The sequence below is a fragment of the Acinetobacter sp. UBA5984 genome, assembly GCF_002429925.1.
In the GTDB taxonomy this organism is placed as follows: Bacteria; Pseudomonadota; Gammaproteobacteria; order Pseudomonadales; family Moraxellaceae; genus Acinetobacter; species Acinetobacter variabilis.
Genome location: NZ_DJBE01000050.1, coordinates 17,635 through 44,208 on the forward strand (window position 1 = coordinate 17,635; position 26,574 = coordinate 44,208).

Annotated in this window: 40 protein-coding genes and 1 tRNA gene; 15 read left to right on the top strand and 26 right to left on the bottom strand. The window is 41.3% G+C overall.

Going from position 1 to position 26,574, the window contains the following annotated elements:
- Positions 1-91: 91 nt before the first annotated feature.
- The 24 genes from B3J29_RS07440 to B3J29_RS07555 form a co-directional block, all read right to left on the bottom strand.
- Positions 92-853 (bottom strand): hypothetical protein, encoded by a 762-nt coding sequence (locus B3J29_RS07440; RefSeq protein WP_286964802.1) that lies wholly within the window; start codon positions 851-853, stop codon positions 92-94.
- The gene (locus tag B3J29_RS07445; RefSeq protein WP_162835337.1) at positions 853-1,023 is read right to left on the bottom strand and encodes a hypothetical protein; all 171 of its coding nucleotides are present in this window, start codon (positions 1,021-1,023) and stop codon (positions 853-855) included. Before B3J29_RS07445 ends, B3J29_RS07440 begins: the two co-directional genes overlap by 1 nt.
- Before the next feature lie 9 nt (positions 1,024-1,032).
- Positions 1,033-1,455 carry a phage tail terminator protein gene (locus tag B3J29_RS07450; protein ID WP_286715218.1) on the bottom strand — a complete coding sequence of 141 codons (423 nt, stop codon included), beginning with the start codon at positions 1,453-1,455 and terminating at the stop codon, positions 1,033-1,035.
- Positions 1,430-1,927, bottom strand: coding sequence for a phage virion morphogenesis protein (locus tag B3J29_RS07455; RefSeq protein WP_180011240.1), 498 nt, complete (start codon positions 1,925-1,927; stop codon positions 1,430-1,432). The genes B3J29_RS07450 and B3J29_RS07455 overlap by 26 nt, the downstream gene beginning before the upstream one ends.
- Before the next feature lie 7 nt (positions 1,928-1,934).
- Positions 1,935-2,387 carry a gp436 family protein gene (locus tag B3J29_RS07460; protein WP_034171153.1) on the bottom strand — a complete coding sequence of 151 codons (453 nt, stop codon included), beginning with the start codon at positions 2,385-2,387 and terminating at the stop codon, positions 1,935-1,937.
- 7 nt (positions 2,388-2,394) lie between these two features.
- Entirely contained in the window at positions 2,395-2,754 is a 360-nt protein-coding gene (locus B3J29_RS07465) for a hypothetical protein (RefSeq protein ID WP_286964809.1), read from the bottom strand.
- 10 nt (positions 2,755-2,764) lie between these two features.
- Positions 2,765-3,838, bottom strand: a complete 1,074-nt coding sequence (locus B3J29_RS07470) for a major capsid protein (RefSeq protein ID WP_005236581.1) — start codon at positions 3,836-3,838, stop codon at positions 2,765-2,767.
- 3 nt (positions 3,839-3,841) lie between these two features.
- Entirely contained in the window at positions 3,842-4,228 is a 387-nt protein-coding gene (locus B3J29_RS07475; RefSeq protein ID WP_005236582.1) for a hypothetical protein, read from the bottom strand.
- The gene (locus tag B3J29_RS07480) at positions 4,225-5,202 is read right to left on the bottom strand and encodes a hypothetical protein (RefSeq protein WP_005236583.1); all 978 of its coding nucleotides are present in this window, start codon (positions 5,200-5,202) and stop codon (positions 4,225-4,227) included. The genes B3J29_RS07475 and B3J29_RS07480 overlap by 4 nt, the downstream gene beginning before the upstream one ends.
- A 502-nt stretch (positions 5,203-5,704) precedes the next feature.
- Positions 5,705-6,910, bottom strand: coding sequence for a phage minor head protein (locus B3J29_RS07485; protein ID WP_286964816.1), 1,206 nt, complete (start codon positions 6,908-6,910; stop codon positions 5,705-5,707).
- Between the two features lie 3 nt (positions 6,911-6,913).
- A complete protein-coding gene (locus tag B3J29_RS07490) occupies positions 6,914-8,371 on the bottom strand; it encodes a phage portal protein family protein (protein ID WP_286964818.1) in 1,458 nt (485 codons plus the stop codon).
- Positions 8,372-8,380: 9 nt separating this feature from the next.
- Positions 8,381-9,787, bottom strand: coding sequence for a phage terminase large subunit (terL, locus tag B3J29_RS07495; RefSeq protein WP_286964821.1), 1,407 nt, complete (start codon positions 9,785-9,787; stop codon positions 8,381-8,383).
- A complete protein-coding gene (locus B3J29_RS07500) occupies positions 9,777-10,241 on the bottom strand; it encodes a DUF2280 domain-containing protein (protein WP_286964823.1) in 465 nt (154 codons plus the stop codon). Before B3J29_RS07500 ends, terL begins: the two co-directional genes overlap by 11 nt.
- A gap of 47 nt (positions 10,242-10,288) precedes the next feature.
- Positions 10,289-10,930 (bottom strand): putative metallopeptidase, encoded by a 642-nt coding sequence (locus B3J29_RS07505; protein WP_286964824.1) that lies wholly within the window; start codon positions 10,928-10,930, stop codon positions 10,289-10,291.
- On the bottom strand, positions 10,890-11,330 hold the full coding sequence (locus tag B3J29_RS07510) for a hypothetical protein (RefSeq protein WP_286964825.1): 441 nt from the start codon (positions 11,328-11,330) through the stop codon (positions 10,890-10,892). The genes B3J29_RS07505 and B3J29_RS07510 overlap by 41 nt, the downstream gene beginning before the upstream one ends.
- The gene (locus tag B3J29_RS07515) at positions 11,320-11,496 is read right to left on the bottom strand and encodes a hypothetical protein (RefSeq protein WP_180047644.1); all 177 of its coding nucleotides are present in this window, start codon (positions 11,494-11,496) and stop codon (positions 11,320-11,322) included. The genes B3J29_RS07510 and B3J29_RS07515 overlap by 11 nt, the downstream gene beginning before the upstream one ends.
- A gap of 905 nt (positions 11,497-12,401) precedes the next feature.
- Positions 12,402-12,478 (bottom strand) — tRNA-Arg (locus B3J29_RS07520).
- A gap of 57 nt (positions 12,479-12,535) precedes the next feature.
- Positions 12,536-12,772: a hypothetical protein gene (locus tag B3J29_RS07525; protein WP_005262234.1), complete on the bottom strand. Its 237-nt coding sequence runs from the start codon at positions 12,770-12,772 to the stop codon at positions 12,536-12,538.
- Positions 12,773-12,934: 162 nt separating this feature from the next.
- A complete protein-coding gene (locus B3J29_RS07530) occupies positions 12,935-13,441 on the bottom strand; it encodes a hypothetical protein (protein WP_200230658.1) in 507 nt (168 codons plus the stop codon).
- Positions 13,438-13,848 carry a DUF559 domain-containing protein gene (locus B3J29_RS07535; protein WP_200230656.1) on the bottom strand — a complete coding sequence of 137 codons (411 nt, stop codon included), beginning with the start codon at positions 13,846-13,848 and terminating at the stop codon, positions 13,438-13,440. The genes B3J29_RS07530 and B3J29_RS07535 overlap by 4 nt, the downstream gene beginning before the upstream one ends.
- Before the next feature lie 250 nt (positions 13,849-14,098).
- On the bottom strand, positions 14,099-14,842 hold the full coding sequence (locus tag B3J29_RS07540) for an ATP-binding protein (protein ID WP_286964831.1): 744 nt from the start codon (positions 14,840-14,842) through the stop codon (positions 14,099-14,101).
- Positions 14,839-15,738, bottom strand: a complete 900-nt coding sequence (locus tag B3J29_RS07545) for a replication protein (RefSeq protein ID WP_200230644.1) — start codon at positions 15,736-15,738, stop codon at positions 14,839-14,841. The genes B3J29_RS07540 and B3J29_RS07545 overlap by 4 nt, the downstream gene beginning before the upstream one ends.
- 49 nt (positions 15,739-15,787) lie before the next feature.
- Complete coding sequence (locus B3J29_RS07550; RefSeq protein WP_286964834.1) at positions 15,788-16,279, bottom strand: phage regulatory CII family protein; 492 nt, start codon at positions 16,277-16,279, stop codon at positions 15,788-15,790.
- Positions 16,280-16,336: 57 nt separating this feature from the next.
- A complete protein-coding gene (locus tag B3J29_RS07555) occupies positions 16,337-16,561 on the bottom strand; it encodes an XRE family transcriptional regulator (protein ID WP_180047666.1) in 225 nt (74 codons plus the stop codon).
- Positions 16,562-16,690: 129 nt separating this feature from the next.
- On the opposite strand from B3J29_RS07555, the gene B3J29_RS07560 reads away from it, so the two are divergent.
- From B3J29_RS07560 to B3J29_RS07585, 6 genes are all read left to right on the top strand, one after another.
- Positions 16,691-17,425 (top strand): LexA family protein, encoded by a 735-nt coding sequence (locus B3J29_RS07560; protein ID WP_376745462.1) that lies wholly within the window; start codon positions 16,691-16,693, stop codon positions 17,423-17,425.
- Between the two features lie 186 nt (positions 17,426-17,611).
- Positions 17,612-18,115, top strand: coding sequence for a hypothetical protein (locus tag B3J29_RS07565; RefSeq protein ID WP_180033905.1), 504 nt, complete (start codon positions 17,612-17,614; stop codon positions 18,113-18,115).
- Positions 18,112-18,594: a helix-turn-helix domain-containing protein gene (locus tag B3J29_RS07570; RefSeq protein WP_180033906.1), complete on the top strand. Its 483-nt coding sequence runs from the start codon at positions 18,112-18,114 to the stop codon at positions 18,592-18,594. Before B3J29_RS07565 ends, B3J29_RS07570 begins: the two co-directional genes overlap by 4 nt.
- 15 nt (positions 18,595-18,609) lie before the next feature.
- Positions 18,610-18,978: a hypothetical protein gene (locus B3J29_RS07575; RefSeq protein ID WP_180033907.1), complete on the top strand. Its 369-nt coding sequence runs from the start codon at positions 18,610-18,612 to the stop codon at positions 18,976-18,978.
- Positions 18,979-19,202: 224 nt separating this feature from the next.
- Positions 19,203-20,150 carry a GGDEF domain-containing protein gene (locus B3J29_RS07580; protein WP_034171175.1) on the top strand — a complete coding sequence of 316 codons (948 nt, stop codon included), beginning with the start codon at positions 19,203-19,205 and terminating at the stop codon, positions 20,148-20,150.
- 46 nt (positions 20,151-20,196) lie between these two features.
- The gene (locus tag B3J29_RS07585; protein WP_180011278.1) at positions 20,197-20,430 is read left to right on the top strand and encodes a hypothetical protein; all 234 of its coding nucleotides are present in this window, start codon (positions 20,197-20,199) and stop codon (positions 20,428-20,430) included.
- Between the two features lie 23 nt (positions 20,431-20,453).
- Here the strand turns inward: B3J29_RS07585 and B3J29_RS07590 are convergent, their stop codons facing one another.
- On the bottom strand, positions 20,454-20,750 hold the full coding sequence (locus B3J29_RS07590) for a hypothetical protein (protein ID WP_180031395.1): 297 nt from the start codon (positions 20,748-20,750) through the stop codon (positions 20,454-20,456).
- A 25-nt stretch (positions 20,751-20,775) separates the two neighbouring features.
- Between B3J29_RS07590 and B3J29_RS07595 the strand changes: the two genes are divergently transcribed.
- The 8 genes from B3J29_RS07595 to B3J29_RS07630 all read left to right on the top strand — a co-directional run bounded on the left by B3J29_RS07595 (position 20,776) and on the right by B3J29_RS07630 (position 24,909).
- The gene (locus B3J29_RS07595) at positions 20,776-21,210 is read left to right on the top strand and encodes a hypothetical protein (RefSeq protein WP_286964838.1); all 435 of its coding nucleotides are present in this window, start codon (positions 20,776-20,778) and stop codon (positions 21,208-21,210) included.
- Positions 21,207-21,743 carry a hypothetical protein gene (locus tag B3J29_RS07600; RefSeq protein ID WP_286964839.1) on the top strand — a complete coding sequence of 179 codons (537 nt, stop codon included), beginning with the start codon at positions 21,207-21,209 and terminating at the stop codon, positions 21,741-21,743. Before B3J29_RS07595 ends, B3J29_RS07600 begins: the two co-directional genes overlap by 4 nt.
- Positions 21,743-22,819, top strand: coding sequence for an ATP-binding protein (locus tag B3J29_RS07605; RefSeq protein ID WP_286964840.1), 1,077 nt, complete (start codon positions 21,743-21,745; stop codon positions 22,817-22,819). The genes B3J29_RS07600 and B3J29_RS07605 overlap by 1 nt, the downstream gene beginning before the upstream one ends.
- Positions 22,816-23,961 carry a hypothetical protein gene (locus tag B3J29_RS07610; RefSeq protein ID WP_034171180.1) on the top strand — a complete coding sequence of 382 codons (1,146 nt, stop codon included), beginning with the start codon at positions 22,816-22,818 and terminating at the stop codon, positions 23,959-23,961. The genes B3J29_RS07605 and B3J29_RS07610 overlap by 4 nt, the downstream gene beginning before the upstream one ends.
- A gap of 76 nt (positions 23,962-24,037) precedes the next feature.
- Entirely contained in the window at positions 24,038-24,322 is a 285-nt protein-coding gene (locus B3J29_RS07615) for a hypothetical protein (RefSeq protein WP_257227228.1), read from the top strand.
- Positions 24,322-24,486 (top strand): hypothetical protein, encoded by a 165-nt coding sequence (locus B3J29_RS07620; RefSeq protein ID WP_180003601.1) that lies wholly within the window; start codon positions 24,322-24,324, stop codon positions 24,484-24,486. The genes B3J29_RS07615 and B3J29_RS07620 overlap by 1 nt, the downstream gene beginning before the upstream one ends.
- Positions 24,479-24,631 carry a hypothetical protein gene (locus B3J29_RS07625; RefSeq protein ID WP_179992479.1) on the top strand — a complete coding sequence of 51 codons (153 nt, stop codon included), beginning with the start codon at positions 24,479-24,481 and terminating at the stop codon, positions 24,629-24,631. The genes B3J29_RS07620 and B3J29_RS07625 overlap by 8 nt, the downstream gene beginning before the upstream one ends.
- Complete coding sequence (locus tag B3J29_RS07630) at positions 24,631-24,909, top strand: DNA-binding protein (protein ID WP_180053630.1); 279 nt, start codon at positions 24,631-24,633, stop codon at positions 24,907-24,909. The genes B3J29_RS07625 and B3J29_RS07630 overlap by 1 nt, the downstream gene beginning before the upstream one ends.
- Here the strand turns inward: B3J29_RS07630 and B3J29_RS07635 are convergent.
- Positions 24,906-25,925 (bottom strand): tyrosine-type recombinase/integrase, encoded by a 1,020-nt coding sequence (locus B3J29_RS07635; RefSeq protein ID WP_286964841.1) that lies wholly within the window; start codon positions 25,923-25,925, stop codon positions 24,906-24,908. The genes B3J29_RS07630 and B3J29_RS07635 overlap by 4 nt on opposite strands.
- 280 nt (positions 25,926-26,205) lie before the next feature.
- Here B3J29_RS07635 and tusD point away from each other — a divergent pair, with 280 nt between their 5' ends.
- Positions 26,206-26,574: a sulfurtransferase complex subunit TusD gene (gene tusD / locus B3J29_RS07640; RefSeq protein WP_004785936.1), complete on the top strand. Its 369-nt coding sequence runs from the start codon at positions 26,206-26,208 to the stop codon at positions 26,572-26,574.

Genomic DNA, 26,574 nt, shown 5'->3' on the forward strand with positions numbered 1-26,574 from the left:
AAAAATCTTATGAGACGATATTTTCATTTAAAGTTAAACAGGCACAAAAAAGACGCTAATACGCCGTGGAGTTCTTTGTGCCTGCATGAGGTTACGGTGTTGTCGCTGCCGGAATCGTTACGATATGGCCATATAAGCCTAATGCTGGATCTGCTTGCTTCGTTACATCAGATAAAGCCTGACCAGAGATTTCATACTGACCAAGTTCTTCATGAATCAGTGGGAAAGTGGTTTCTGGTGACTTCTTGGTACGCCATAAACGTACAGCCATATGTTTACCATTCGCTGTATTGATGCCCTTGAAGAAAAGCTCATACTCTTTTTCAAAGTCGGATGCCAGAGTGGTGTTAGTCACTGCTCCAGTGGTGTAAGTGGCTAAGATCGGCATAGTCAGATCTGATACATCATGGAAAACCACAGTACCAAATACAGCATCCAGTGTGTAATTCTCTGGATCAACAGTCTTAGCTGTGCCAGTGGTTGAATCCTTGAATGAAACCGTTTTCAGGTTATAACCATCCAGTTTGATTTCTTTACCAGCCACCACAGTACCCAGTGATACATCTGTCGCTGTAGTGGTCGCTACGGCGTGATTCATACCAGACAGGATGTATTGAAGGTTTTCTGGATCAGTTTCTTCCAGCGTTCCCGTAAAATTCACTGATGTTGCGTTGATCATGGTGAAGTCAGTAGTACGCTGACCAGATGTTGATTCTTTATGCTCAACAACATCAGCACCAATTTCTAACTCAAAGTCTGGCACGTTGCCCAAATGGCGCATTGCACTAGCAACATCATTCACAAGTTCTGACAGGTAAAACTTACCTTGCAGCGAAATATATTCTTTAGCCATTACTTTTCATCCCCTGTAGTTTTCTTGGCTGGAGCAGCTTTAGGTTCAGGTAGTTCCTGAATTACACCATCTGCAAGTAATTTTTTGATTTGTGCATCACTCAGCCCACCGACCACATCGCCCTTTTGAAAGCGACCTACAGGCTGTAATGCTTTGTATTGTTTTGCCATGACTGGCTCCTAAATGAATTTTTGTGATTCAAAAATAATCGTGATGTATGCAAATCCTGGGCTATAACCATCCCGAACCGAAATCATTTCTAGTGCCGTTCGTGATGCCTGAGGCTGCCAGCCGGAAAGCAATTGAATTACCTTCTCAGTTAAAAGACCAGCTTCATCACTCACCACTCGGCCATCAGTCATTTGAGATTGAGCATTACGACATGCAACCGTAACCGCCCATTGCTGACCGATCTGATTGATACTTCCACGACCTGCGCTGGCTTTCTTGTCAATACGGACAAAATTGACATGCGCAGATGGCGTGACTTGTGACATCTCGGTGACCATAACTGAATTCAACGGCGTATAGATCTTTAGAAGTTCTGGAATTTCCTTCAGCTTGTTTGCGATCTCATCACGTACCGCGAAGAAGGTGCTCATCGATAAAACTCCCGACAATGTCTAAAACCATGACTTCATCTTCAGCATCAATACCAAGCTGAGTCCGAGGTGGAATAATGGATTGCTTAACCTTTCGATACTGGCCACCAACTGCGAATGTAATGTATTGGCCATTCTTGGGTAGGATTGTTGCGCCGTAATGCAGATGGGGTGCATACGCAACATCTGTACCCACCTCCACACCATTTGAAAGAACATTGTGTGTGTAGGAATTCATCAGGCGGCCAGTATCTCGAAGCGTTTCACCACCCTGCATACGTGCACGCCATGAAATCTTCCACGGGTTCCCATCTACATCAGTACCCGTTAAGAATCGATGCTGCACACTATCCACAAGTCCAGCACCAATCTCATCAAACAGCTGGTTCTTTAATGATTCAAAGTTACCTAATTGATTAAGTATTGCTTCAATCGGTGAACTATCTGCCTGAATGGTTATTGCAAAAGCCATAAGCACCTCACTTCAAGCTGGGCATCTGGTCCAGGATAGAATCTCCAAATACACCACCGGTATATGAAGTACCGACTGGCGCCGTTGAAGGTCGTCCTTTAGGTTGGTCATCCACGATCTGGTTTGTTTCAGGTAACTGAATCTGCAAATGTGCTTTGTTATCAGCCACACGCTTTAAGAATGCAATTGCATCTTCATAGCGTTTTCGCACCTCATCGGTTGGCTGCTCAAAATGAAGGCGGTAGCGTGCAATATCACACGCCATACGCTTTAAATTACTCGGCACATTGGGAAGCGGCAAAGGATAACGACCACCGATATGACCGTTAATCTCCTCCATTGCATCCTGGATTGCATCATTAATTGCTTGAGAACCTTTTGCTGCATCTTCATACATCAATTTCAGGTTCTCAATTGAAGCCCCAAATCGTGCGACCAAATCTGCTTCAGTCGCATACATAAATCACCTACTTGGCATCGTCAGCAGGCTTTGAGTCTGCCTTAGGTTTTGCAGCAGGCTTCGCCTTTTCCAGTTCAGCCACCTTGGCTTTGAGCTCAGCAATTTCTTGCTCAGCTTTAGCCTTGTCGACAGTTGCTGTCTGATTGGCTTTGGTTAAGGCTTCATTGGCTGCTGTCAGCTCAGTATTGGCTTTTTCAAGTTTAGCTAAACGTGCAGCGGCACCATCTGCCTTAGGTTCTTCCGGCTCTTGATATTCTTCAATAGCCCCAGACGCTAAAAGGGCCTGAAGTTGTTTAGCTTCAAGCCCCTCAATTTCCTGACCTGGACGGAAGTGTCCGATCGATTGTTTTGCAATGTACTTTGGCATTTTGATCTCCTTATACAAATCCACGTCCACCGACTAAACCGTTCTTGTTATTAGGAACAGCAAGTGGAGATGATTCAGCTAATAATTGAATGCTTGAAGGGTTCTTTTCCTGCCATTGGCTTAAATAGAATTCTAGAGCTTGGCCAAATGCTTCAACGTTTTGCAATGCACAGTGAGCAATCCAACCATTAGCATCAGAAACCAGCCCAAAGAAATCTTCTGGAATGAAACGCTCAACACTTCCATTCATGCTGTGTTTAGCATCATAGGTCCAGATTTCTAGGTTATCGATGGTACCGCGGAATTGGGGTTTATCAGATTGATCAAAGGTTGGAGTAAGTGGAACACTCACACCCGCATATGGAGCAATGAACTTTTCCTTAAACTCAGGATCTTTAATCAGCGTGTTATACACTTTTGACGTAGTTAAGGCCATGATTGGTGATGTACCAGCATGCTCAACAGAAAGATCAATCATCGCTTGAATATCTTTGACTGGAGTAGCACCCGCTTGGCCCCATTTGATCAACGGCGTAAAGTTACATGCTGCATTACGTTCATAATCTACTTCATACATCGGGAAGTCTGCAGAAGCAAAAGTGGTTTTACCGTAGAGAAGCACATCACGAGCAATTAATAGCTTTCGGTTTTCGATAGACTGACGCAGATACAATGCTTTTTGAGCCTGATCAATCAGTAGTAGATCTGCATCAGACAAGCGATTTGAGCCAGTCGCAATCACACCAAACTGACGTAAGCGTGCGATCAGAGCAGTGTTTTGCACTTCACTTGGCATGACTGTCATCATTGGTTTCAGATAAGCTGGCTTAACGAATTTCACGTTACCAGATTCACCTACTTTAATCTGACGTCCAGCTGCAGTCGGAGTAACAAACGGCGCAAGTGGAGTCGCTGTATTTAGCTCACCTACTGGAACTTCTTTTTTAGTGTAGGAAACACGCTGAGGGAAAAAGCGGTCCATCAGCCAGGTATCTACCTTTTGAGTGGTATCAGTCAGTAATACCAGCTGTGGCACATCCAGTAATTCCACTGGTGCATTTTGAAATGTAAAAGTTTGACTCATGTCTTAGTTCCCCACAACTTTACGAAGTTCGATTTTGTTTTTTAATGCTTGTGCACGTACTGCATCATATTGAGCAGTAGTCAGAGGTGTTCCATTCACTGTAACTACTGCAATATCAAATGGGCCTTGCACGTAGATCGGCATTTCAAGATTATTAGCCGCATGGTAAGTAGATTGCGCTGCGGTGAAATCTGAAACAGCAATTGCATTCCATTCACCTACTACACCTTCAGTGACAACAGGATGATCAGCAACGTTATCGGCACTCACGTTAAGTAAATCGCCGCGCTTATATGCTGTAGCAGTTTTTACTTTGGCATTTTCTGTACGTACGCCGTCACCGACCACTAGCTGTTTATTTTCAATAGTTCCTGTTACGACTTGGCTCATGATTTAGCTCCTTGTTGCTGTGCTGCTACAAACTGATTAAATGCCTGATCTAAAGCCGAGCCTTGTGGAGCTTGACCACCTTGCCCCGGATTGGCTTGATGAGTGAACAAGTGAGTAAATGCCGGATTTACACTTGGTGTTTGTGTTTGCTGTTGTTGTTCAGCTGGTGTTTGTTGACTGCCTGCTGCAAACTGTTTGAGTGTTCCTGCCATCAGTTCAAATGCATCATCTGGCATGGCTGCAAACTTTGTTTTTTCTTCAGCGCTAAACTCTTTGTTTAGAGCTTTGGCCAAAGCGTCAATTTCAGAATTACGCTTATCTGTTGCAAACTGTTTGTTTTGTTCAGTCAAGGTGGAGACCTGACCTTCCAATTCTCTGATTTTGGCTTGCGCCTGTTCTAATTCGGTCACGTCGGTGTCCTCTGGTTGATTAAATTGTTTTGGAGAGTGACTCGCTGCCACTGCGTTTGTGTTGTCATCCGCACCCAAAGCACAGAAAGACACTTCACGAATACGACCACCACGAAAAACCGTGATAGGCCCTTGATGCACTTTTCCATTTACAGTGACTGATGCACCCGCTTGGATTTCTTCGACTGCAGAGGGTTCAATTCGCACTGACATCTGCCACGGAAAGCCATCGTCAGAGTCCTGAGCTACCTGAGTACCAAATTCATTACTCATTAGATCGCCCGAAACTGTTAGTCCGTTCTGGTGATCAATGCTGTGGCTATTGATGGCTCCAGCACGTTGCCGGGTTGAGTGATCCAGTAACGCAGGGATTCGGCCTTTAATTTGCATAGAATCAAGATCAAAGATGATTCGATCCCAATACCAATGATCGGTAATAACTTCACCACTGTATGCAACACCGGAGAAAGTCCGCTTCTTCTTGCCATCTTCAGCTTGATCGACATTTAAGTTACCGACCTGGAAGCAATACTGATTCGGCTTATGTTCCTCTTCTTTTGGCATTTCTCATGCTCCATAAAAAAACCGCCCTTTCGGACGGCGTAAAATAGCTACAAATAAACCCACCGAGGTGGGTAAATAGTTCAAGTATTCTTTATAGGTATCAGCTTAAGTTTCCATTCACTATCAAACCTCTTATTTAGAAAGTTTGTTATCTGGTTCTCACGATCTTTGAACTCATATGGAGTTAAGACTATTGCATTCCTTCCGCTAGATACCCCATACCTTGTAAATCCCGTAAGCGCTCTCCTTGTAGAAGTATTATTTGACAAAAGAACCCTTGCCTTTCCTTCTCTTATTAAACGCTTTCGGCCTCTTATTTTAGGGCACTTATCTGCAGGTATTTCGATCTCAATTGCAAAACAAACCATATCCCAACCAAGTGACTAAGCTGTACAGATTTTATAAGTCTACTTTGCCCCTAATCCAATATTTAAATATTCCATTCGTTGTATAAAAAATGTAGCTTAAACATTGTCCTATAGCAGATTAGTTAATTAAAAGATTAATTAACTAGTGGTCTGATCGTATAAACCATCTGCCCTTCAACCGCTTCAATCGAAACAACCTCAAATGACAATCCCATCGGTATTAAAACGCCGTTACCAGCATTCAACATATCCAGATCAACACCCAAGCCTTTAGCATTCTCAATCTTAATCACGATATCTGAAGCTGTATCAGCCATCAGCAACGGCGCATTCAATTGAAGTGTTTGCCCTACCTGATAAGCCGCTACTTGATTAAGAGTTGCAGCACCTACTACGGTAGAAGCCGTATTGCTTGCCACAGTTTGAATCGCTGCCATGTCTGCACTCAGCCAGCGCTTAAGTACATCATCAGCTAGTGAGCCTGTAGCAGAGTTTAAATAGCCAGTCAGTGCGGCATCATTTCCCTGCACATAGTCCAAGAAGGTGCGAATCGCACTTGGTCGAATGCTTGGATCAAGTGGTATTACTGTATTGGCCACAGTATCGAATAAGTCCCGAGCCTTATCATCCATCGGAGCAAATAGTCTTGTGAGTTTTTTACTCGCCGTCCATTCTGCTTTGATGATCTCTTTCTGCTCGAGTAGATATTCTTTATCTAGTGATGAAGCACTGATCTTTTTATCCACCAGTGATTCAAGTTCACCAAACTGCAATGGATGCGAACTCCAATCCAAAGCCTCAGCTACTTCTGGCAACTGATCATCTGACGTAATGCCATATTTCAGCGCCTGTTTCTCAGTTAAGGAAATCACGGTGCAACGACAACGGAAAGAAATGGGCGGGTAATGTGTCAGCCAGAACGGATGATCAATCGGCAATATAATCCGGTTTAAAGCTAAATGACTAGGACGCACTCGACTATCATCGATAGCTGAGTACATCAGGTACGGTCGTTTAGCCTTATTCCGTTGCTGTTGTTGCCACCGCCCATGACCATAAGCACTTTGAATATTGGTACGAAATACATTATCCAGGTAGTGCTTTGGCAGAATGATTTCAGATTCTTTAATGAGCTTCTGAAAATCTTTAAAAGTACCGCCGTCGGCAATCGATTTATTCACCGCCTTGATGACCGTTTCAATCTGCTCAAGACTCGATAGAAAGCTAACCGTAGTCGCCATCTGTCGGGTCTTAAGGTCCATTGAATAAAACTCATCAGGTAGCACGATCTTTTTACTGTGAGCGTACCGAAGCGCCTCAAGAAACGTGACTGGTTGCATAGCCTACTTCCCGTTTTGAGCCGTCACATACCCCAATACATCTGCAGCATACAAAGCTTGGTCCAGATTAGCTGTGAACTGTGTCTGAGTTGCACCAGGTATTAATTGCATCAGGTTATAGGCCAGACTTTCAGGGCTATCAGACTTGAATACCAATTCCTTGACCTGGTCCGGCTTAAGTAACTGCAATTCATCCTGACCATCAGTCAGTTCTTCAACTTCTTGCTGTTCCGGTGAGAGCTTATTTGCTGTCGCCTTGAAGTTGAATGCCTGGCGAGGTAATGCGGTGAATTGATTGAAGGCAGTTTGGACTTGATCAACCAGATCTTCTTCTTGCAGTCCATACTCACGAATGAAGTAATCTTTAGAAAGATTGGCACCTGCATTTTTTAAGTGTACATCTCGTTCTGCCTGGTCTTTATTCAGTGGTTTTGGTTTTTCACCCAACATAACTGTATATTTAGACCACCCATTCAAGACACATAGTGAGTTGACTACAGCTTGTAGGGTTGGAGTCACCAATCGAATATCTGACTTCAACTTGTCCATTCGTACATTTTCATGCACTTGGCCAAGGCTATAACTTCCCTTTCCATCAGTTCCACTGGTAAGCGTCTGCCCTAATACAACCTTTTGGATCTGGCGAATTAGCTGATTATTGAATGATTCAAACGCAGCACCAGCAGTACCACTTGTCCCTGATGTAGACAAAATCTGAACATCATCATCTGCATCAATCGATAAGACGCTCTGTGCATGTGCATTTAACAATGCTCTGCTCATGTCCTCGGTTTCAGTGTCTTTACACTTACCCAGTAAGATCGGCGTTCCAAAACGTTCCAGAAATTTAGCCCAGAACTTAAAACCATTTTGTTTGAAAAAGAATAGCCAGTACAGGGTCGCCAACAGGGCTTTACCGTATGGCTGTTCATATGTTGCCTTACGGCGTGTTAAAAAGAATTTGAATACCTGATCCACTTCATGCTCGGTACCAATGCCTTCTGGTCGGTAAATTAAGCGGCCATCATTTTTAGGTTCAAACCACTGCATAGGTTTTTCACCGATCCACTGAATACCCACATAGCCTTCTGGTTTTAACTCATAGACAGCTTCCTGTACTGAATAACCAAAGAACAGCGCATTCATGGCACCAGTAGCAATTTCATGAAACCATTCTTTCAAGATCAGATTAAGCTTTTGTGCTTCCTCAGTATCATTGGGTTCAACACGCAACGGCGTAGCTAGCAATGCATCAATTCGCGTTTCCACTACTTGTGCAATCTCATCATCATCAAGCAGTACACGCAATCTGTGACGCGTAATACCTGCTTTACGCAGTACTTCATCCGTATCCGGTTGCTTACCAAAGTTCACCAGAAATTGAGTGACTGCTTCTTGAGTGTATAAATTGCCATAAGACAAAGCCTTCTTTGACGCTTTGTCCTTTTTAGACTTTGCCATGTAAACACCTTAATAAGTTCGAGATCCTGCACCTGCAGGTTTTTTTGGAGTTCTAGCTTCATTCAGCTCGTTAAAGGCATCGCTACCAGCATCCACCTGATCATCATGTTTGCCATTCGGAAAGTTTCGTAATTCCTCAATGAATGCTTTATTCCAGTCACCACGAAGCATTTTCACATTCCCCACGTTGACTTGGGCTGCAAAAGGCTGAGCCCGGGTAATCTTGTCACCCGATACTGTCTCTGCCTTTACATTGAAACCAGATAACTTGGTAATAAAGTTCTTCGCTTGAGCTTTACCCGCCTGACCTGGATCCTGAGGTAGTCGAATGGCAACTGATTTACCATCCATCTCGGCAGTTTGCTTAATGCGCTTTTCAACGCCGTCAGGACCTAGCTGTGCATGCTGCACATCAACGATATAGATATAGCCATCTTGGCTTTTAGCTTCCTTTACGCCTGCAGTGTAATCACCTTCATTTTCAGAAGAAGCTAAGTCCCAAGCACGTACTTGGTGGGTAATATCGGCAGGTAGCGCATCCACAATTTCAATATTGTCAGGTTTAAAAAAACCACCTGCTGGTGGTGATGGTCTCTGTCTATACTGTCCGGCAAAGACATACGGCGCTGCCAACTCCATTCGTTCAAGCGTTTCAATACTGTGTTTAGCTGGCCATAGTGCTGATCCATCAGGCTGAATGGCTGAAAGCTCTAAATGCTCCCATTTTTCACCATTACCGCCGTCAAGCAGCCAGCCTGCCAAATCTTCCTCATGCAAACGCTGCATAATGACAATGATGGGTGTATCTGGTGAGTTCGTTCGTGATTCAAGCGTATTCTGGAACCACTCAATTACGCCCTTACGGATCGTATCGGAACGCGCTTCACTGGCTTTATGCGGGTCATCGATAATGATTGCACCACCAAATGAATCTCGAAATTTACCAGCACCAAAACCTGTAATAGTACCGCCGGTTCCTTGTGAATAGCAGACACCACCTTCAGCGGTACGCCAATCATCCTTAGCCTTACTATCATCACGTAATGCAAAATCAGGAAAAACACGCTTATAGGCTGCTTCCTGCACCAAGTTACGAGTCTGGAAAGCATTATTGGCTGCAAGTGTGGCTGAATAGCTGACATGAATAAACTCACTGTCAGGCGCTTTGCCAAAACACCAAGCCATGAAATTAATCACTGCGAGCTCAGTTTTAGAATATCGGGGTGGAATATTGATAATCAGTCTTTTGGTTTCACCCCGATACACCTTCATTAGCGCATCACATACCACACGGTGGTGCCAGTTATGCAGCCATTTGTACTTACGCCGTTCCTTAAACATAAAACGCGAAAAGAAATATAGATCTTCTTGAGCTTCAAGCTGAATCGCTAATTCCCGTGCTAGGTCAGTATTCATTTAGAACTCGCTCCCGTGCTTTCAGGTAGCTATCCGTAGGTACATTCTGATTGATGGTTTCTATTGGCTTACCATCTTTACCGGTAATTTCCTGCTTAGTCACACGGCCATCCGTTTCTTGAAAGGCTTGCTTCAGCAGGTTTTGTTTTGCTCGCTTATTTTTTCCAGAATCTTCATACATCTTCTGGAGTTCACGCAAACGAAAGGCTTTATTAGCAATTGCAATATCTTCAATATTTTCGCGAAAGTCCTTACGTGTCTGGTGAAATAGCTCTATCAATTTTTTACTTAGGTTTCGTCCAGCCACTTTGGTTGGATCGTAAAGTGCGACCTGCTGCCTAGTAATCTCAATCTTATATTCTTGCTTTACTGCTTCCACTACTTGTTGAGGTGTTTCAAAGCAAGCAAGAGACTGAACTATAAACATTTTTACAGGCTCTTTAAGTGCTGCCATAAACACCCCTTTTGTATAGCTACGTATAGCAAGATAGGCAAAAAAATTTAACCGATGACACAGTTCCCACAACATGCTGCAATATTCGTTTCAGATACAAACGGCGCATTCTTAGCAATTTCAACGAGACGTTTCACTGAATCATCAGCCCCCCATCGTTTGGTTTCACCAAAGAACACTTCTACATCATGGCCAGCTAAGTAATGCTTAGGCAGCCCAGTCATATCGCTATAAATGATTTCGCCATCTTCATCACGCTCTACACCGATGTGATAAAGCTCATGCTCAATCAACCGGCAGAAGTCTCGATCTGTAGCTTGTTCACAATAAGTAGCGTCAACGGTAATCAGATATTGAGGTACGAAACTAAACCAGTCTCGCATCTGTTGTTCCTGGCGTGCTTTCTTCCAGCCACCCACGTTAAACATAACCTTTTCACACTGGCCTAATACCATACGTTTTTTCGCTAGAGCGGCAGATGAAGCCCAGGCAAATGCAAGGAATTCTTCATTGTCGTGAAGTAACTCGGCAATATGATCATGATCCGGGTTATGTAGTTCACCACCTAAAGTGAGCCAATTCTTCACGACCCATTCTTTGAGCTCTGGTGCAGGTGCCAAGCGAATGGCTTCTTCTTCCTCGGCCTGATCAATCAGATCCGTCGGTGGGAATGGTCTGAACTGTTCCATGTGATGCCTTTAAATTTCTAAGCCACTGTATGGCCCTGTTGGATGATGAGATATCAGATACTTCAAAGCGTATATACCGATAACCCATTTCTTCAGCATGATCATAACGATCTATGCTCCAGGCTTTAGTAGCCAGTTTACCTTTACGGCCACCAGACCAAGGACCACCTGCAATTTCAATCAGTATTCGATATTCGATAAGGTGAAGATCAAAACGCCAGTGTTTAGTGGTTTTAAAATGAAAATATTCTTCGTATTTGATTTCCATTCGATCAAGGATCTCTTTGAGCCGATCGAATGCTTCTAAGTATTTCTCACCAGCTTTAGGCAGTGGTCTGTTACGAGGGTTATTTTTGATTGGGCCTTTATCGGTTAATTTTTTATAGTGCTTAGGATCCATACAAAGCGAACCGCAAATTCTTAATACGCTCTTTCAGCTTAATCATGATGCCATCGATTGCCAGCAGCTCATTACGTGTCAGGCCGGATCGACTGAGATTCTGATATTTAGACAGCTCAGCACTGCAAAATTCTAAGTCTTGTTTAGCTTGTACTTTGTCTGTCATAGGTACCACCAATAAGAAAAGAAAAACCCCTCAACATCTAGAATGCGAGGGGCTTTGTTTGCCGTAATACGTTCGGCTATTTAAGGTTTCGATTAAAGTGTATTGTTTGTGTATAATTTACGTTAATAACAACTTAAATTTTATGTTAATTTGATCACGCTTTATTTTTTGAATATATATCTCATCATGAAACTCACTTTTCTATATTCCGTACTAGGCGCTTTTATATGTATGTCTTTGGCTTGTTTAGTGTTGGCTACAACTTCACATGACATGTTCTTTTTAGAAATTTTAGGGCTTCTAGCTTTGTCAGCGGTTTTAGTGATCCTAGCAATCAAGGATACTAAATATGATCCTTTTAATTTTCAATAAAACATAGGCAATATATTCTTATCCAAACCCCATTTCTTAATGGGGTTTTTACTGTTTAACTTCTTTCAAACAATTCCGACACACCTTGATTTCTTCATCATCAACCGTGTAGTCGATCTCAGTCGCACTATGTAGGCCGAATAAACAGAATAGGAATCGGAGCATACTTTTCTCCAGACAAAAAAATACCTCCTTTATGGGAAAAGGAGGCAGAAACTTGAAAAAAGAAACTACAGCGATAGAATCTGGGCTGAATTATATACTTTAAAATATTATATACAAGACCATGTTATTAACTTTTACTTTCAAATAAAAAACCTGCTTAGCTGGAGGGCTAAACAGGCAGGATTTAAATCATCTTTTATTTGTTTTCGTAAGGTTCTAGGAATGAACACAAGATAGCATTTGCTCATCACAACTAAGTATAAGAAATATATGCAGAATGTTTTAACACGTAATAATTAAGTTATATTTATTAATAACTTGATCATCATTTACTCAAAAAGATCACTTAATAATCAATCTTGTCTATCTGGCACGCCATGCAGGATTCGAACCTGCAACCATTGGTATAGAAAACCCATGCTCTTTCCAGTTGAGCTAATGGCGCTTTATTTCAGGCAATAAAAAAGCCCACCATTTGGCGAGCTTTCCTTGATGCTTAAACCTATTTTTGACATTTCACGTTAAACTGGTATTCGTCTTGAGTGACCTTAATTTTAATATTTTTATATTTTCGTTTGTTTGGATCCATTGCCGAGCCAGCCACTTCCTCAAAAAAGCTACGATCATTCATTAGCTCGCCATACGCTTTATAGCCTAATAAAATCTTTTCAGGCTTTTTACCTTCAGCCACTAATTTACCGAGAGTATCTTCTAGTTTTTTAACAGTTAAAATCGCCATTTCAATTAGAGCTCAAAAACAAAAAGACATTATCACTTAATTTTATGAATAAATAATGTCAAAAAAGCCCACCATTTGGCGAGCTTTCTTTAATAACGACAGTGCAATCAACTTACACTTCGTCGACTGTAGCATGAATATCGCATACCCCGTATATACACGTCAAGCACATTTTTCACTCGCTTCTTTTTTGGCAAATTTGTCAAATTTAAAGTGAGGATAACGCGATTTAATAAATGCCAATCCGCACTTGATATCCTGTTGAATCTGCGCAATATGGGTATCATTACTTTCCGCTATATCTCGAATAGAATTACTCATCACATAGTGCGACCAGACAGCACTAATCCATTCCTGAACAATCTCATCATCAATAGATTGCAGATCCAAAAATAGCTTATGAATTGCACGTGCCTCATTATTGTCTAATTGACAGCATGTACCTGTACGGCGTACACGTAGACGATCAATCAGTGATTCATCACGCATATACATCGCAAGCAAATCTTCACGCTGTTTCTGGGTAATGCGCTTGGTTGGCATAGTCTTTACAACCATCACCATTACTTCACTATCACCATTGATCCAAGCCCCAAGCTGACGTGACCAGTCTTCAAAGCTAAACTTGCCCCAATTCGTCGCCTGCATAATCGTTACTGCTGCATTCATCGTATTTCCCCTACCATCTTCTCTATCTGCTGGATCGCGTGACCTGACTTCACTTGATCTGTACTAAACCGTATTACCTGAAAACCCATCATTGTTGCTGCGTTATATTTTTCTATGTCCCCAAGGTAGCCTTTACCCCTTGTATGCCTTCCTCCGCTCCATATCCCGCCTTCAATCTCTACCAGAATCTTTTTATCAATTAAGTGAAAATCTGCTCTCCACTTGCGATCAGGATGAAAATAAAACTCCTGCTCAAACTTAATTTTTAATGTTTTTAATTCTCTAGCCAGCTTCGCTTCAAACTCATTCGGTACTTTTTCGCCTTTGACATTAGGGCGTGTGGAGCGCCCTTTCGATCTGGTGGCTTTCACCATTTTTTTGTATTCAGCGATTGAGTAGCTGGTCATGTATCCCCCACAGCACGCACTCCAAATAGCTGTCTGGTCTTTTCTGTAGCCACATACAACCTTGTGCAGTGATTACATCTAAAAGCCTGATATCCCGCCTGAACCAGACCGCGCAATTTTTGATTTAAAGAAGATCTAGTTTTGTCACATACATGCTCTTCAAGCTCAGCTGACGTGACCTCATGTTTAGAGAAAGCCACATACACCAGAATGTCTTTGATTTCTTCGAATCGTTGGATGCTTGGTATGTTCACACCCCACCTCCTACACGATGATCAGCCCAATTGCACTCCATTACGGTTAAACCACCTTGCTGAAATCGAGACCAAAGACGGTCACCCAAGTCTCTTTTTAGTTCCTCAAGGGTTAAGTTCGAAATCAGCATGGTCGGCTTCATGCGGTCATAGCGTGCATATAAAACTTTGTGCACCAGCTCTCTACGCTTATCCCGGTCATGCAGTCCATATTCATCCAGGATTAACAGGTCATACTGAGTGAAGTCATAAATCACAGACTTCTCTGTAGCGTCCGGCTGCTCCCAGGCATTCATGATTCTCTGTGCCATGTCCTCACTGGTGATGTAACGTGCATATTTTCCCTTGTTGAGCAATGTCCGAGCTGTTGCGCAGCTGAGATGAGTTTTTCCTGTACCAGTAGGCCCTACCATCACAAAGTTATTTTTGTGGCCACTGATCATGTTTTTGGCAAAGGAAACAATCAGATTCAATGCATTCTGTTGACCAGCATGCTGAACGATATAATTCTTAAAACCTGACTCAGCATGACGTTCTGGAAGCATTGCACCAGCAAAGTGTTTTTCACGTACGGTACGATCAATTTCGGCCTGTGCATTTCGCTTTTGTTCTTCCAGGAACTCTACGGCGCATTGTGGGCACTTCTGGAATGGCCCAGCTTGTACCATAGGGGTTTTGTGTTTCGAGCAGATCTCTTGTGTTTGTTTCAATCCCTGATTCAGCATCGACATTGCGTTCATACGAAGTCCTCCGGGATATGTACTGGTGAATTCACTGGTGCATGTTGCTTTACCGGTTGATTGTTCCAGGCAGTGTTCACATCCAGATTAGAATTTTGTTTTTCAGAGGATTGATATGTTTTTTGAGTGTATTTACGTTTGATCCACTTCACAAAGTTTGAATACATCTGGGTGTCTGTAATCAAGCCTGCATTCAAACGTGGTTCGTAATGGGCATTCACTTCAAGCAAAATCTGATTCACCAGCTCTTGAGTCATCGGAGTTTCACCTGATCGTTGTAACCAGGAATTCAGAGAATGTAAATCTGGTGTCCAGAGATTCAATACCTGATCAACTGAATTTTCTTGCGCGTTTTTCTCTTTAAAGTTTTCTTTAAATGTTTCTTTAAGTGTTTCTTTAATAGTGCCCCGTTCAACGGTACTGGTCCCGTCACCTTTCGCGGTACTGGTCCCGTCCCGTTTGGTGGTACTAGTCCCATCACCTTTAAGGGTACTACCCTCATTTGGTACTAGTCCCTTTTCGCGGTACTGGTCAGGAGTAAATTGATATTCGTTTAGGCAACCTGTTGTTCTCTCAACTTTGATTAAACCCAGCTCTTCCAGATCACGAATACATGCCATAACTGTATCGCGTTTTTTGATACCGCAATATTTTTGAAATTGAGTAATAGCAATTGGGTGTGATGCGCGGTCAAATCCTATAGTCTGGCGCATGACAAACATTAAACACTTGAATGCCTTGTCGTTTAACTGGGCCATGATCTGGCCGTCAATTAACGTGTTAGGCATTTTGGTGTAGCGCTCTTCTTTATTCGACATAGCTTTGCGCTCATTTTTTGGAAAATGAACTACTTGCCCTTGAGGTATTGGTGGTTCATGTGCTAGATTTGATTTCATATTCATTGGTTCCAATCATTAATGAATTGAATAAGCCTGACCTCGCACATCAGGCTTTTTCTGTTTGTAGAGCTGATAAATACTTTGCACACTCACCTTTCATGGCTTTACGCAAAGACTGAATTTTGTGTTCAATTCCTTCCAGGATGTGATCTGTCTCATCCATTTCAGCAGGTGTCACCACACCATCTTCCAAAGCAGACAAAACCTGCTTATTCGCTGCGCCATTCCCAACATTCATACCCAGCAGTGACTCAAGAACACCCAATTCATGACCCTTACCCTCTGCCGCATCTACTGGAACCAACATAAAGCCCAATTTATGCGCCCATACTTTTAATGGAGCTGGGTTTTGTGTATAGATCAGCATCGCTTCAAATGCTTTTAGACTTGGCAAATGGTTTTCCATATTTGGATTGGCATAATTCAAAATCGTGTTATGAGACACACCAACAACATCAGCAATCTCTTTGGGTGCAATCCCATTTGATTGGTGAATCATCTTGTGTAGTGCGGTTTTACTTTCCTTGGATATATCCATGTGAACACCTTGATTAAGTTCACGTTTATTAAAAACGTTAAATTATTGATAATTGGTTTAGGCGGCGTCAGGCGCTTTCTTTAAGAAAAAATCAAACAATTTCTTGTGGGATAGTTTGTTATTGCTGGCATCAACAATTGCTTGGATGGTTTCCATACGGGGCTTTTTTCGACCATGAATTAAATGTGATTCCATGTAGCCGTAAGACACTCCTGCGCGAGAACAAAAAATATGTCTCTCATCCTCGCTTAAGGATTTCCAGTATTCGTATAGGTTTCGCATGAAAATACACCTGATAGGTAAATTAATATTAAATATACCTTCTAGGTAAAATTTATTCAACCTATCAGGGTATTTATTTTTTCTACCTAATAGGTAAATTTAACAATGGAATTAATAATGGGGTTTAGCATGTCCAGCTTGATGCAGATTCACGAAATACGACTTAAAAACACTCGAGATTTAATGAAAAAATCTGGTTTGAGTCGTACTGATTTTGCTGAAAAAGTTGGCCTTTCTTACAATCTACTTAGTCAATACATTGGGAAGAATCCAACTAAAAATATTGGTGATGAAACAGCACTCAAAATAGAAGAAGCATTTGGCAAACCAAAAGGCTTTTTGGATCAAGCAAGTGCTGTAAATATATCTTTAGATGAGGCTAGTCAGAGTGAAAAACTGACTGAGATGACGCCAGTTTCAAATGTAAGACCCTCTAGAAGAAAACTAAGGAAGATTCCGGTATTAGATTTTGTCCAAGCTGGTATATGGCGGGAAGTTGTATACGACGGCGTTCATCCAAAAGATGAAACATATACAAGTTATGAAGGCAAAGATCCAAACGCTGTTTTCTCGTTAGAAATTGATGGCTTGAGCATGGCACCTGAATTTATGCCAGGTGATGAAATTGTTGTAGATGCAGCCTTAGATCCAAAGCCTGGTTCATTGGTCGTTGCTCAGGAAATTCAGCACGGTGTAGCAATGACTACATTTAAAAAATACCGTGTTGTTGGGGTTAATGAGCATGGGGTCGATATTATTGAGCTTGTTCCTTTAAACCCAGACTTCCCTACTTACAACTCATCTCAGATCGAAATTTCAATCATTGGTGTCGTTGTTCAGCACCATAAAGATTTTAAGTACTAATAGAAAAGCAGCTTTTACAACTTTGTTAAATCAACATGAGTAGAATGCAGGAATTAAATCGACTCCTTAGAACAGAACGAGGGAAGAAAATTTTGAATATATAATCAACCAAAATTTTTCTGATTAATTATTGTCGGAAAATATAATTAGTATTTTGCAAAATTGTTGACTTATAAGTAAACTAATATGAATATACACTTTACTAGGTTAGCTACTGGTTTTCCAGAGCCATTAGTTATACCTGAGGATACTGAAGAAAGTTACAAAGTTTTTCATGCGTCAGCATATGCAGATTTCCGAAATTGTTTTTTAAATCAGGATATCTCCAGTATAGAGCATTCTGATCCAGTTAGTGCTAAACATGCTCGTAGCGGATTAATTCAACTTAATGAAAATGCATATCATGGGCTCCCATTGGAAAATTTCTATACAGACAAAGCTTGTCATGAGTCAGGTTTTAGAATCCAAGACACTCACAAAACAATTGATGTGAATGTTTTACGGATTAGAAAAAGCGCAATTCGTATTTATTGGTGTTATATGAGTCATAGTAGAGCGGTAATGGTATTACGAATACTAACAAAGCGTGAAGACGCTAATCTGCATCAGAATCCCAAAATTCAAGAGATTGGAAATGCACTACTGCCATTTTTCAATGACCCTAAAGGATTTAAGGAGAGGATAATATGAACGATAACAAAAAAAATGTCGTTTGCAAAAAAATCTCAAACTTCAGCTCAATTGACGTGAAGAAAATTCAATGGGCATCAGCATTAAATGCACTTATGGTTCACTCTGGTAAATCGCGGACTGAAATGGCTGAAATTTGCAATATTAGTAAAGGGCGAATCACACGTATATTATCTGGAGATTCTAATCTTACTATTGAATCAATTTGTTCTTTTGCAAATTCATTGGGGTACGATGTTGATATAGCATTTTACAATTCTCCAATGACTAAACCATATCAACCTTGGAATTCAGGACAACTAGAATTTGCCACTTTCAAAAAGTTCAAGAAAATTATATCTGAAGAAAGAAGTTTAACCACTACTACTTCTAACTTTAATTCATCTATTCGTGAAATAGCTATTGGATCAGATTGCATTAATACTTGGACAAACGCCTGTATAGCTAGAAGTGATAAAATTAAAGAGTTTATTTTTTAACATAAGGTTTAAAGTATGCCATCAAATCAACAAACTCAGCAGAATTTCTTCGATGCCTCTTTAAAGCCAAAAAAACTAATCAGGTCTGACAAGATACCTACTTATGCTGATGAAATTACAGAAATTAAAATAAATTCACATATAACTCGACTGACTTTTGGTGTTATATCCCCAGACGCAGATACATTGGATAGTAACCATACAATAGTTAATGAATCTGTTACAGTGGCCTTACCAACCACAAATTTTCTTGCTGCAATTTCTCAAATGATTGTCCCACTTGTTGAGAATGAGCAACTCCTACAAGTTATTAGTGAAGATTACAGTAATATATCCGAGTATGCCAAGGCACAACTTGAGCAATTAAAATCTGTGAAAAAATAGTCAAATATTCGTCAATCAACCCACCCCAGCGGTGGGTTTTCTTTTTATTGTATGAAGTAATATTCCTATTTATTAGCAGATGGAATTCTAGAAATTTTAAGTAAAGTGAATTAAATTTTTGAATAATTAGTGAGCTAATCAGTTTAAAATTATAATATATGACGCTGTAGTCTAAAAATTGTTTTTTTCCACATCTCTCTTAGTACAAATAACGGGCTAACTTAATGAATAATATTAACTTTAAGAATTTCGAAGAAGCTGGCCAAGCCATTTTAAAATTCTTATCTCAACGATTTGGATTTAAGTTATGGATGATTACCCGTACTGAAGGTGATGACTGGATTGTGTTACTAAGTGAAGATAATGGCTATAACGTTAAGCCAGGACAAGTATTTCGATGGGCAGATTCGTTCTGCTCACACATGGTACAAAATAATGCGCCCCGCATTGCCCCTTACTCGCCCGATGTTCAAGTTTACGTAGACGCACCTATAAATCACTTAGTCCCAATTAAAGCCTATATCGGCCAACCTCTGTATAAAGAAGATGGGTCCCTTTTTGGCACTCTCTGTGCAATCGATCCTGAACCTCAATCTAAAAATCTGGTCGAGGAAGCTCCATTATTTGAGCTGCTAGCACAAGTGCTTAGCTATAATATTCAAGCTGAATTAAAAGCCGCTGAGTACATACGTAAAGCTGAACGGTTTGAAATGGAGGCATTGTCCGATCCCATGACTGGCCTTTTTAACCGTCGTGCTTGGGACCAGTTAATTGTATTAGAAGAAAAGCGCTGCAAGCGATATGGTCACCCTGTTGCTATTCTCATGATTGATCTTAATGACCTCAAAATCACCAATGATACTTTGGGGCATGCTGCAGGTGATGAACTCATTCAAAAAATGGCTTTAACCCTCAAAAACACTGTACGCAATAATGATATTGTCGCTCGTCTAGGTGGTGATGAGTTTGCTGTACTCAGTATTGAAACCAACCGAGAAAATGCGGATAAACTTGCAACCAGAATTCAAACTGCTATTGCAAAAGCTGGCATTAGTGCTGCAATTGGTTTTGCAATGCGAAATCCCACATACGGTCTATCAGCAGCTATCATAGAGGCAGATGAAAAAATGTATCAGGATAAAGCCCTGAGCAAATCACCTGAGACTAATTAATAAAAAACGCGAACCCGAGCGGCTCTTGGATCGGGTGGAGAAAAGAATGAAAGCCTTGCTTATAATTAATGGTCTCAATATCTCTGATGAGGAAATTAAAAGTTTCAACAGGAGAGAAATTTCTGGTTTTGAGCGCATTAGCTTAAATTCATTTATTTTTAATTTAAGTGAGTCCTCTAATTTATTGGCAGATATTCAGAATTATTTACAATCACGTGGTAACAAGTACAGCATCTTATACTTTGAAAAAGATCCGACTATTTTCACCTACCTTAAATAAGTTAAATATCAATCACGCTTAATTCATTGCTTAACCAAAAAAACATAAAGTTTATTTACGGTATTTATTATAACCTCAGCGTCTGTAAGACCTTGAAGCATTAAGCGATCAACCATATCCTTGCGCCAGTTTGATAAAGCCCTCTCATCCTGTGTGGCTTTATCAAACAATCCACTTTCTCCGATAAAATTTAAGAGCTTATCAGTAACACTAATCAGCACCTCTGCGTCTGTAACGCCATTAAAAATTAAACGATTAACCATATGAGCACGCGGATCATGCTGCAGGCTTTCTACTGTCAAGTAATTTAGCTTATCCATAACAAACTCCAAACAACCCANNATTATGAATGCAAAATTGACTCCACACAATAGCCTCAAGGTAACTCTTGTTGCTACTGCCTTAACTGTAAGCGCATTAGCGTTTGGTTGGCATGCGGACTTTGGCACTAGCCAAGCAGCACCAGCTCAAAACATTCAGTCTGAATACGGCATAGCCTCTTTAAAAATGCTGGACGATGTACGCGGTGAAGCAACCCTTAATCTAGATGGCTTCCGTTTGGAAATCACTTCGTTTGAAGTTGCAGCACATCCAGACGACTACGGTGTGCCAGGTTCCGAGTTCACTAATGTAGAAGTGATAGAACTGGGTGAAATCAAGGTATTCGATGCCAATGGCAATTCTTATAACGACTTCACTGATTATCAGGATCACCGCGAAATCAACGCAATGATCGCTGGCTATATCATGAAACACCGTCTGGTGGAGGTGCAGTCATGATTCTTAAATCTGCCGATCAAATCTTTGAAGCACTTTTGAATGGCCAGCTGGTTTACTGGTGTGAATATGGCTCTGATGATTGGTCCCCGCTTAATGACCAAGCACAAGTTAATTTTGCTGATCTTTACACTGGTTTCCTGCAATTCAAAGCAGATGAACTACCTGTCATTCCAATGCCAGTAGAGTTTGGCTCAACTCATCGTTACTTCTCTGAATACATCAAGACGTTTGAAGGACTTGAGATTTACAGGGTTGGTAAAAATCGGGTGAGCTACTTCGCTTTACGTGTCAAAAGCTCAGGAACTATTGCTGACTATTTCTGCAATACGCTGATCTACTCCATCCAGCCTGACGGTTCGCTGAAGAAAATGGATAAGTCCGCAGCTCCACAGTGGATTCTAGATGGTTTGGAAAATGCGCGAGTCGCCATGCGCAAAAATAAACGACATCAAGTTTTAGAAAGTACCGGCTTCTTTGGGTCTGAGGACTATAAGAACTTTAAACGCAAAAACCGTCATCCAGGAGCTGTGTAATGTCGACTGTATTTTTTAAGAAAGCGGAACGTAAAAACGCGAAATTACGCCTTGCTCTGGCTGGCCCTACTGGCTCAGGTAAAACCTTAGGCGCACTTCTTTTGGCTAAAGGGATTGGTGGAAAAATTGCTGTCGCTGATACCGAGAACAGTAGCGCTGAGCTATATGAAGATGTTGTTGAGTTTGAACATGCAAATATTCAACCTCCCTACACTCCTGAAAAATTTATTGATGCTATCCAGGCTGCAGAGAAAGCTGGTTTTGACACCTTAATTCTGGACAGTATTACTCATGAGTGGTCCGGTGTTGGTGGCTGTTTGGAAATTGTCGACAAGCTCGCCAGTACAACTTTCAAAGGTAATAGCTGGGGTGCATGGAGCCAAGTTACCCCAAGACACCGCAAGTTTATCGATGCAATGCTTCAATCCAGCATCAATATTATTGTGACCATACGCAGTAAGATGGATACCGTTCAGGTTGATGCAGGTAACGGTAAAAAGAAAGTTGAAAAGGTTGGAATGAAAGCTGAACAGCGTGACGGTATTGAATATGAGTTCACCACTGTTCTAGATCTAACTCACGACAACTATGCAGTTAGAACAAAAGACCGTACCCGAATTTTTAATGAACCCATGCTTCTTTCTGAGCAAGCTGGAGTATTGCTTAAACAGTGGTTGAACTCTGGATCCGCTAACGCATGCATCAACGGCAATCAGTTCTTAGAACTTGAAGCACTTATGCAACAAGCTGGAATTGATATTGAAAAGTACTGTGCTAAGCGAGGATTAAACAGTCTTCATGATGTCCAACAGCAGAAGTTTGACGAAACATGCGCCGGTATTCATTCCATTATTCAGCGCAATCAACAAGCACAACAGGCTAACGAACAGCAACTACATGCTGAAAATGAAGCACGTCTAGAAAATGATTATCAAGCTGCATTGAAGGATATCCAGAATGCTAGTCACGTTAATGATCTAAATCGGCCTGCGGATTACTTCAAAGGCACAAAGTACGAACAACAAATTTTAAATGCCTGTCAGGCGAAATCAGATATGGAAGGATGGTCAGCATGAAGATTTTAAATAGCAAAGAAGCTTTTGAAGCAATGATGGCTGGCCGAAATATCATATGCCGCACTGTTGGTGAATCAATGGATTTTGATGATCTATCTCAATTCCCTGCCACTATTTTCGCTATGCCAGGCTATGAGTTCTGCATCAAGGTTGAGACCATGGAGCTGGCTGGTATTACGTTTGCTAAACCTTTAACTCTTGATGACGTGGTGGAAGGTCAGGAAATTTTCTTGGTTTATCCCAATCACATTGCACATACTCAATTCACTTCACTATCTGGAAAGTATGTTGAATGTATAAAAAATGGTTTTGCCCAGATGGATCAGGAGAATGCTGAATTACAGCTACAAGCAATTGGTAAACTTCTTGGGCGAACTATTGCTTACCCTTTGACGATAGAAAGTCATTACAAGCCTGAAAAGAAACGTCGTAGTCGAAAAGCCAAGGAAGATACTGAACAGCCTGGTATTCCAACTGGTCCAGATAATGCTGCACCAAATATTGAGAAACGGCCTGAGCTAGAAGTAGTTCAATCTGTTGAAGCCATAGAGCAAGAAGCCACTGTTAATACTGAAGCACCTACAGAAACTGAAGAAGATTCGGTTGAAACTGACCCGGTAAAGCTGGTTGAAAAGTTTACAGCGCAAATTGACCAGTTTACTAAGGTTGATGACGTTCTTTCATTCCGCCACGTATTTCTGGCTAATGGATACTTAGATCAAAAAGATCAACAGCATTTGTGCAAGCAGACTGAAGATAAATTGCTTGAACTGAATCCTGAGCAATACACGCCTAAGGTTGAACCTGAGTCAGTCATCAAAGAACTAGTTGAACCCGATCAACTAAACATAATTGAAGAAATCGAACATCAAGCCACTAAAGACGTTCAACAAGCTATTTGCAAGGATGCGATGTCAGGCAATGGAAAATCAAGCTATCCAATCGATATGCTTTATACCAAAAAGAAACAGGTACTGATCAATCGGATCTATGACATGAATTCAGTAGAAGCTTTGGAGCGATTAGCACCAGCAATTCCTGCGGCTAAATTACTTCCCGCTGATCATCAAGAATTACTCGGCATATATGCACAGCGCAAAGAGATTTTGATCCAAGCTAGTGAAACTGGTGAAGCTTCATGATCTATCAATATTCCTCTAAAACCCGAGTCGTGCTAATCCAGCATGGCTCCAAAATCAAAAAATGTTGGGGATTGAGATGATTTTCAAAATCAAAAAGAAACATGAAGCTGGTTTCAAACTTTGGCTGGAAAAGCTGGGTTATGCAAAGAAAGAACTTGCAGATGGTAGCTCTACTTTTTCAGGCAAAGGCACACGTAAAGCACTGAGCTATGTGTTTTTAAAGAATGATTTAACAGGTAATGCAGCATGCCAGATGCTATTTGATGAATATGAAATGCATTTGCGCTGCCCGAATGTTTCGAATGAAACCAGCGAAAACTTAGCAAAGATTGTGGCTAATCAGATTATGAAGGTGGCGTGATGGATAGTACTAATCAAGTAGTTAAGCCAACTCCCTATGACGATGCTCAGTTTCTCTGGTGCACCAAATGGTGTGAAGAAAAAGGTTTAAGCCCATACGATGCTAAAAACTGGGCTGATGCGAAATTTGAATATTTAAAACTGCAGGAGAAAAACAGTGACTGAAGTTCAAGAAAACATTGCTGTATCCAAAGGTCAGGAAGAAAACGTTATTGATAGATTTATTGCTGACGGTGGTTTTGATCAGGCTTTTAAGGATGTGTTTGGTTTACCGGAATCAGTACAACAAAGTTTAAAAGAGGTAACTTAATGGCTCGTTACAACATCACTGTAGAAGCTGAAAGACCGCCTCAAATCATGCTAGGCCAGAATATTGGTGGCGCAATAGTGAAGGAGCTTAAAGAGGTTGAAGTCGAACTGGTTTCAGCTTCTTATCTGGCTCAAAAATACAATCTGTCAGTGACCACGATTCGAGAAAAATTAGTTTCGATCAATCAAGGCACACAAGGCAAGGCGCTATACAATCCAAAGTTGGCCCATGACCTGCTGACGACCAAAGTTAAAGTAGGCAGACCGAGAGCTAATTAGCTCTCACTGTCGTTAAACATTTCTACCAAATCCTGAGCATCTGGATTGTAATAAGTATTCACCAGCATTGAGATAGTTTTGTGGCCAGTAATTTTGGCTAGCACTTCAACCGGTAATTTTCTCACCTTCACCATTCTTGTGATGGCTTCATGTCGTGAATCATGGAAGTTGATATGTGTAAGCCCTGCTCTTTTCTTTGCTCTCATCCATGTAGCACAACATATCTGTTTATCAATAGGCAGAAGTTTATCTGTTCCTTTAGGTAATAAAGAAAGCAGTCTTTTGGCTTCACCAGATAAAGGCACGTTTCTGGATTCACCATTTTTTGTCATCGGTAAATGCACAAAGCCTTCTTTAATGTCCTTCCTACGCATTGCCAGTATTTCACCCTGACGCATGGCGGTCTCCAGAGCAAATCGAAATGCCCATGCTACATAGTGGCGTGATGTTTCTGGTGTTGTGGATCCATCCCAACTTAACGCCTTTAGCAACAATTCTTGATCTTCTTCTGTAATACGCTGGCTTCTGGATTTTTCCTTGCTCGGCATGGTGACCGCATGCCAGACGTTAGAATCAATCAAAAACAGTTCTTTCATGGCATAGGTAAACACGGCTGAATAAATGGCGTGTTCATTCCTGAGTGTTGCTATCTTCACTTCTTTTTTACGGTTATTTCGCCATTCTGCAATGTCAGCAGGCTTGAAATCATAAATAGACTTGTCAGCTAAATTTGGTGCAATCCGGTCAAGGTTTTTAATTTTAAAATTGATCGTTCGTGCTGACCGCATGTGTCGGCCATGCTCTTGATAGTATTTGGCACAAAGTTCCCTAAATGGATAATCCGGCTTTTCGCCTTGTTCTATTGCCTTTTTACCAGACCGAAGTTCAAGCAATTTATTATAGGCCCACTGTTCACATTCCTTCGCTGTGTCTCGGGTGGCTGAATATCTTTTCTTGTCAAAAGTGACAATGATGCGCCAGCTGGACCCTCGCTGGATGGGTTTGGGTATTTTCATTTTATTGGTGCAGATTTGGTGCAGATTACTTTGCATTTTATCGGTAAAGTAAAAAAATGAAAGGATATAGAAGGGATTTTGTGCAGTTTTGGGTATGGTTTAGTGACGGGATAGGATTAACATACTGTTTTAAATTATTGTTTTTATTAGAATTAAATCTGATTATATTTTATTTTTTGTCTTTTTATCAGAAAAGATCATCTAAAATCATTGTATACTACCTACTTTCTTTGTAGCCAAGATCATCATCCCGCGTTGATCAAGCCTGTAGTGAATTTCGATGAGCACCTTAATTCTTGTTACCTCCGCACCGACTTCTATTTATGCCTGGCATGCGCTTGGACTCGCCCAAGCTTTACAACATAAACAGGAAGCTTTCCGTGTATTTTTCTATCAAGATGGCGTGTCGGTCGCAAATGCATTGCAATGGGTGCCCGACGACCAGCGTCATCTCACACGTTCCTGGCAGGATCTGAATATCCGCTTACCCGTTTGTGTCAGTGCAGCCTTAGCGCGTGGGATTACAGATCAGGAAAATGCTCAACGTCACAATATTCAGCAACATAATCTTGCTGATGGTTTTGAATTAGTCGGTCTAGGCGAGCTTGCTGATGCTGTTCAGTCCTCACAACGTCTAATTCAATTCTAG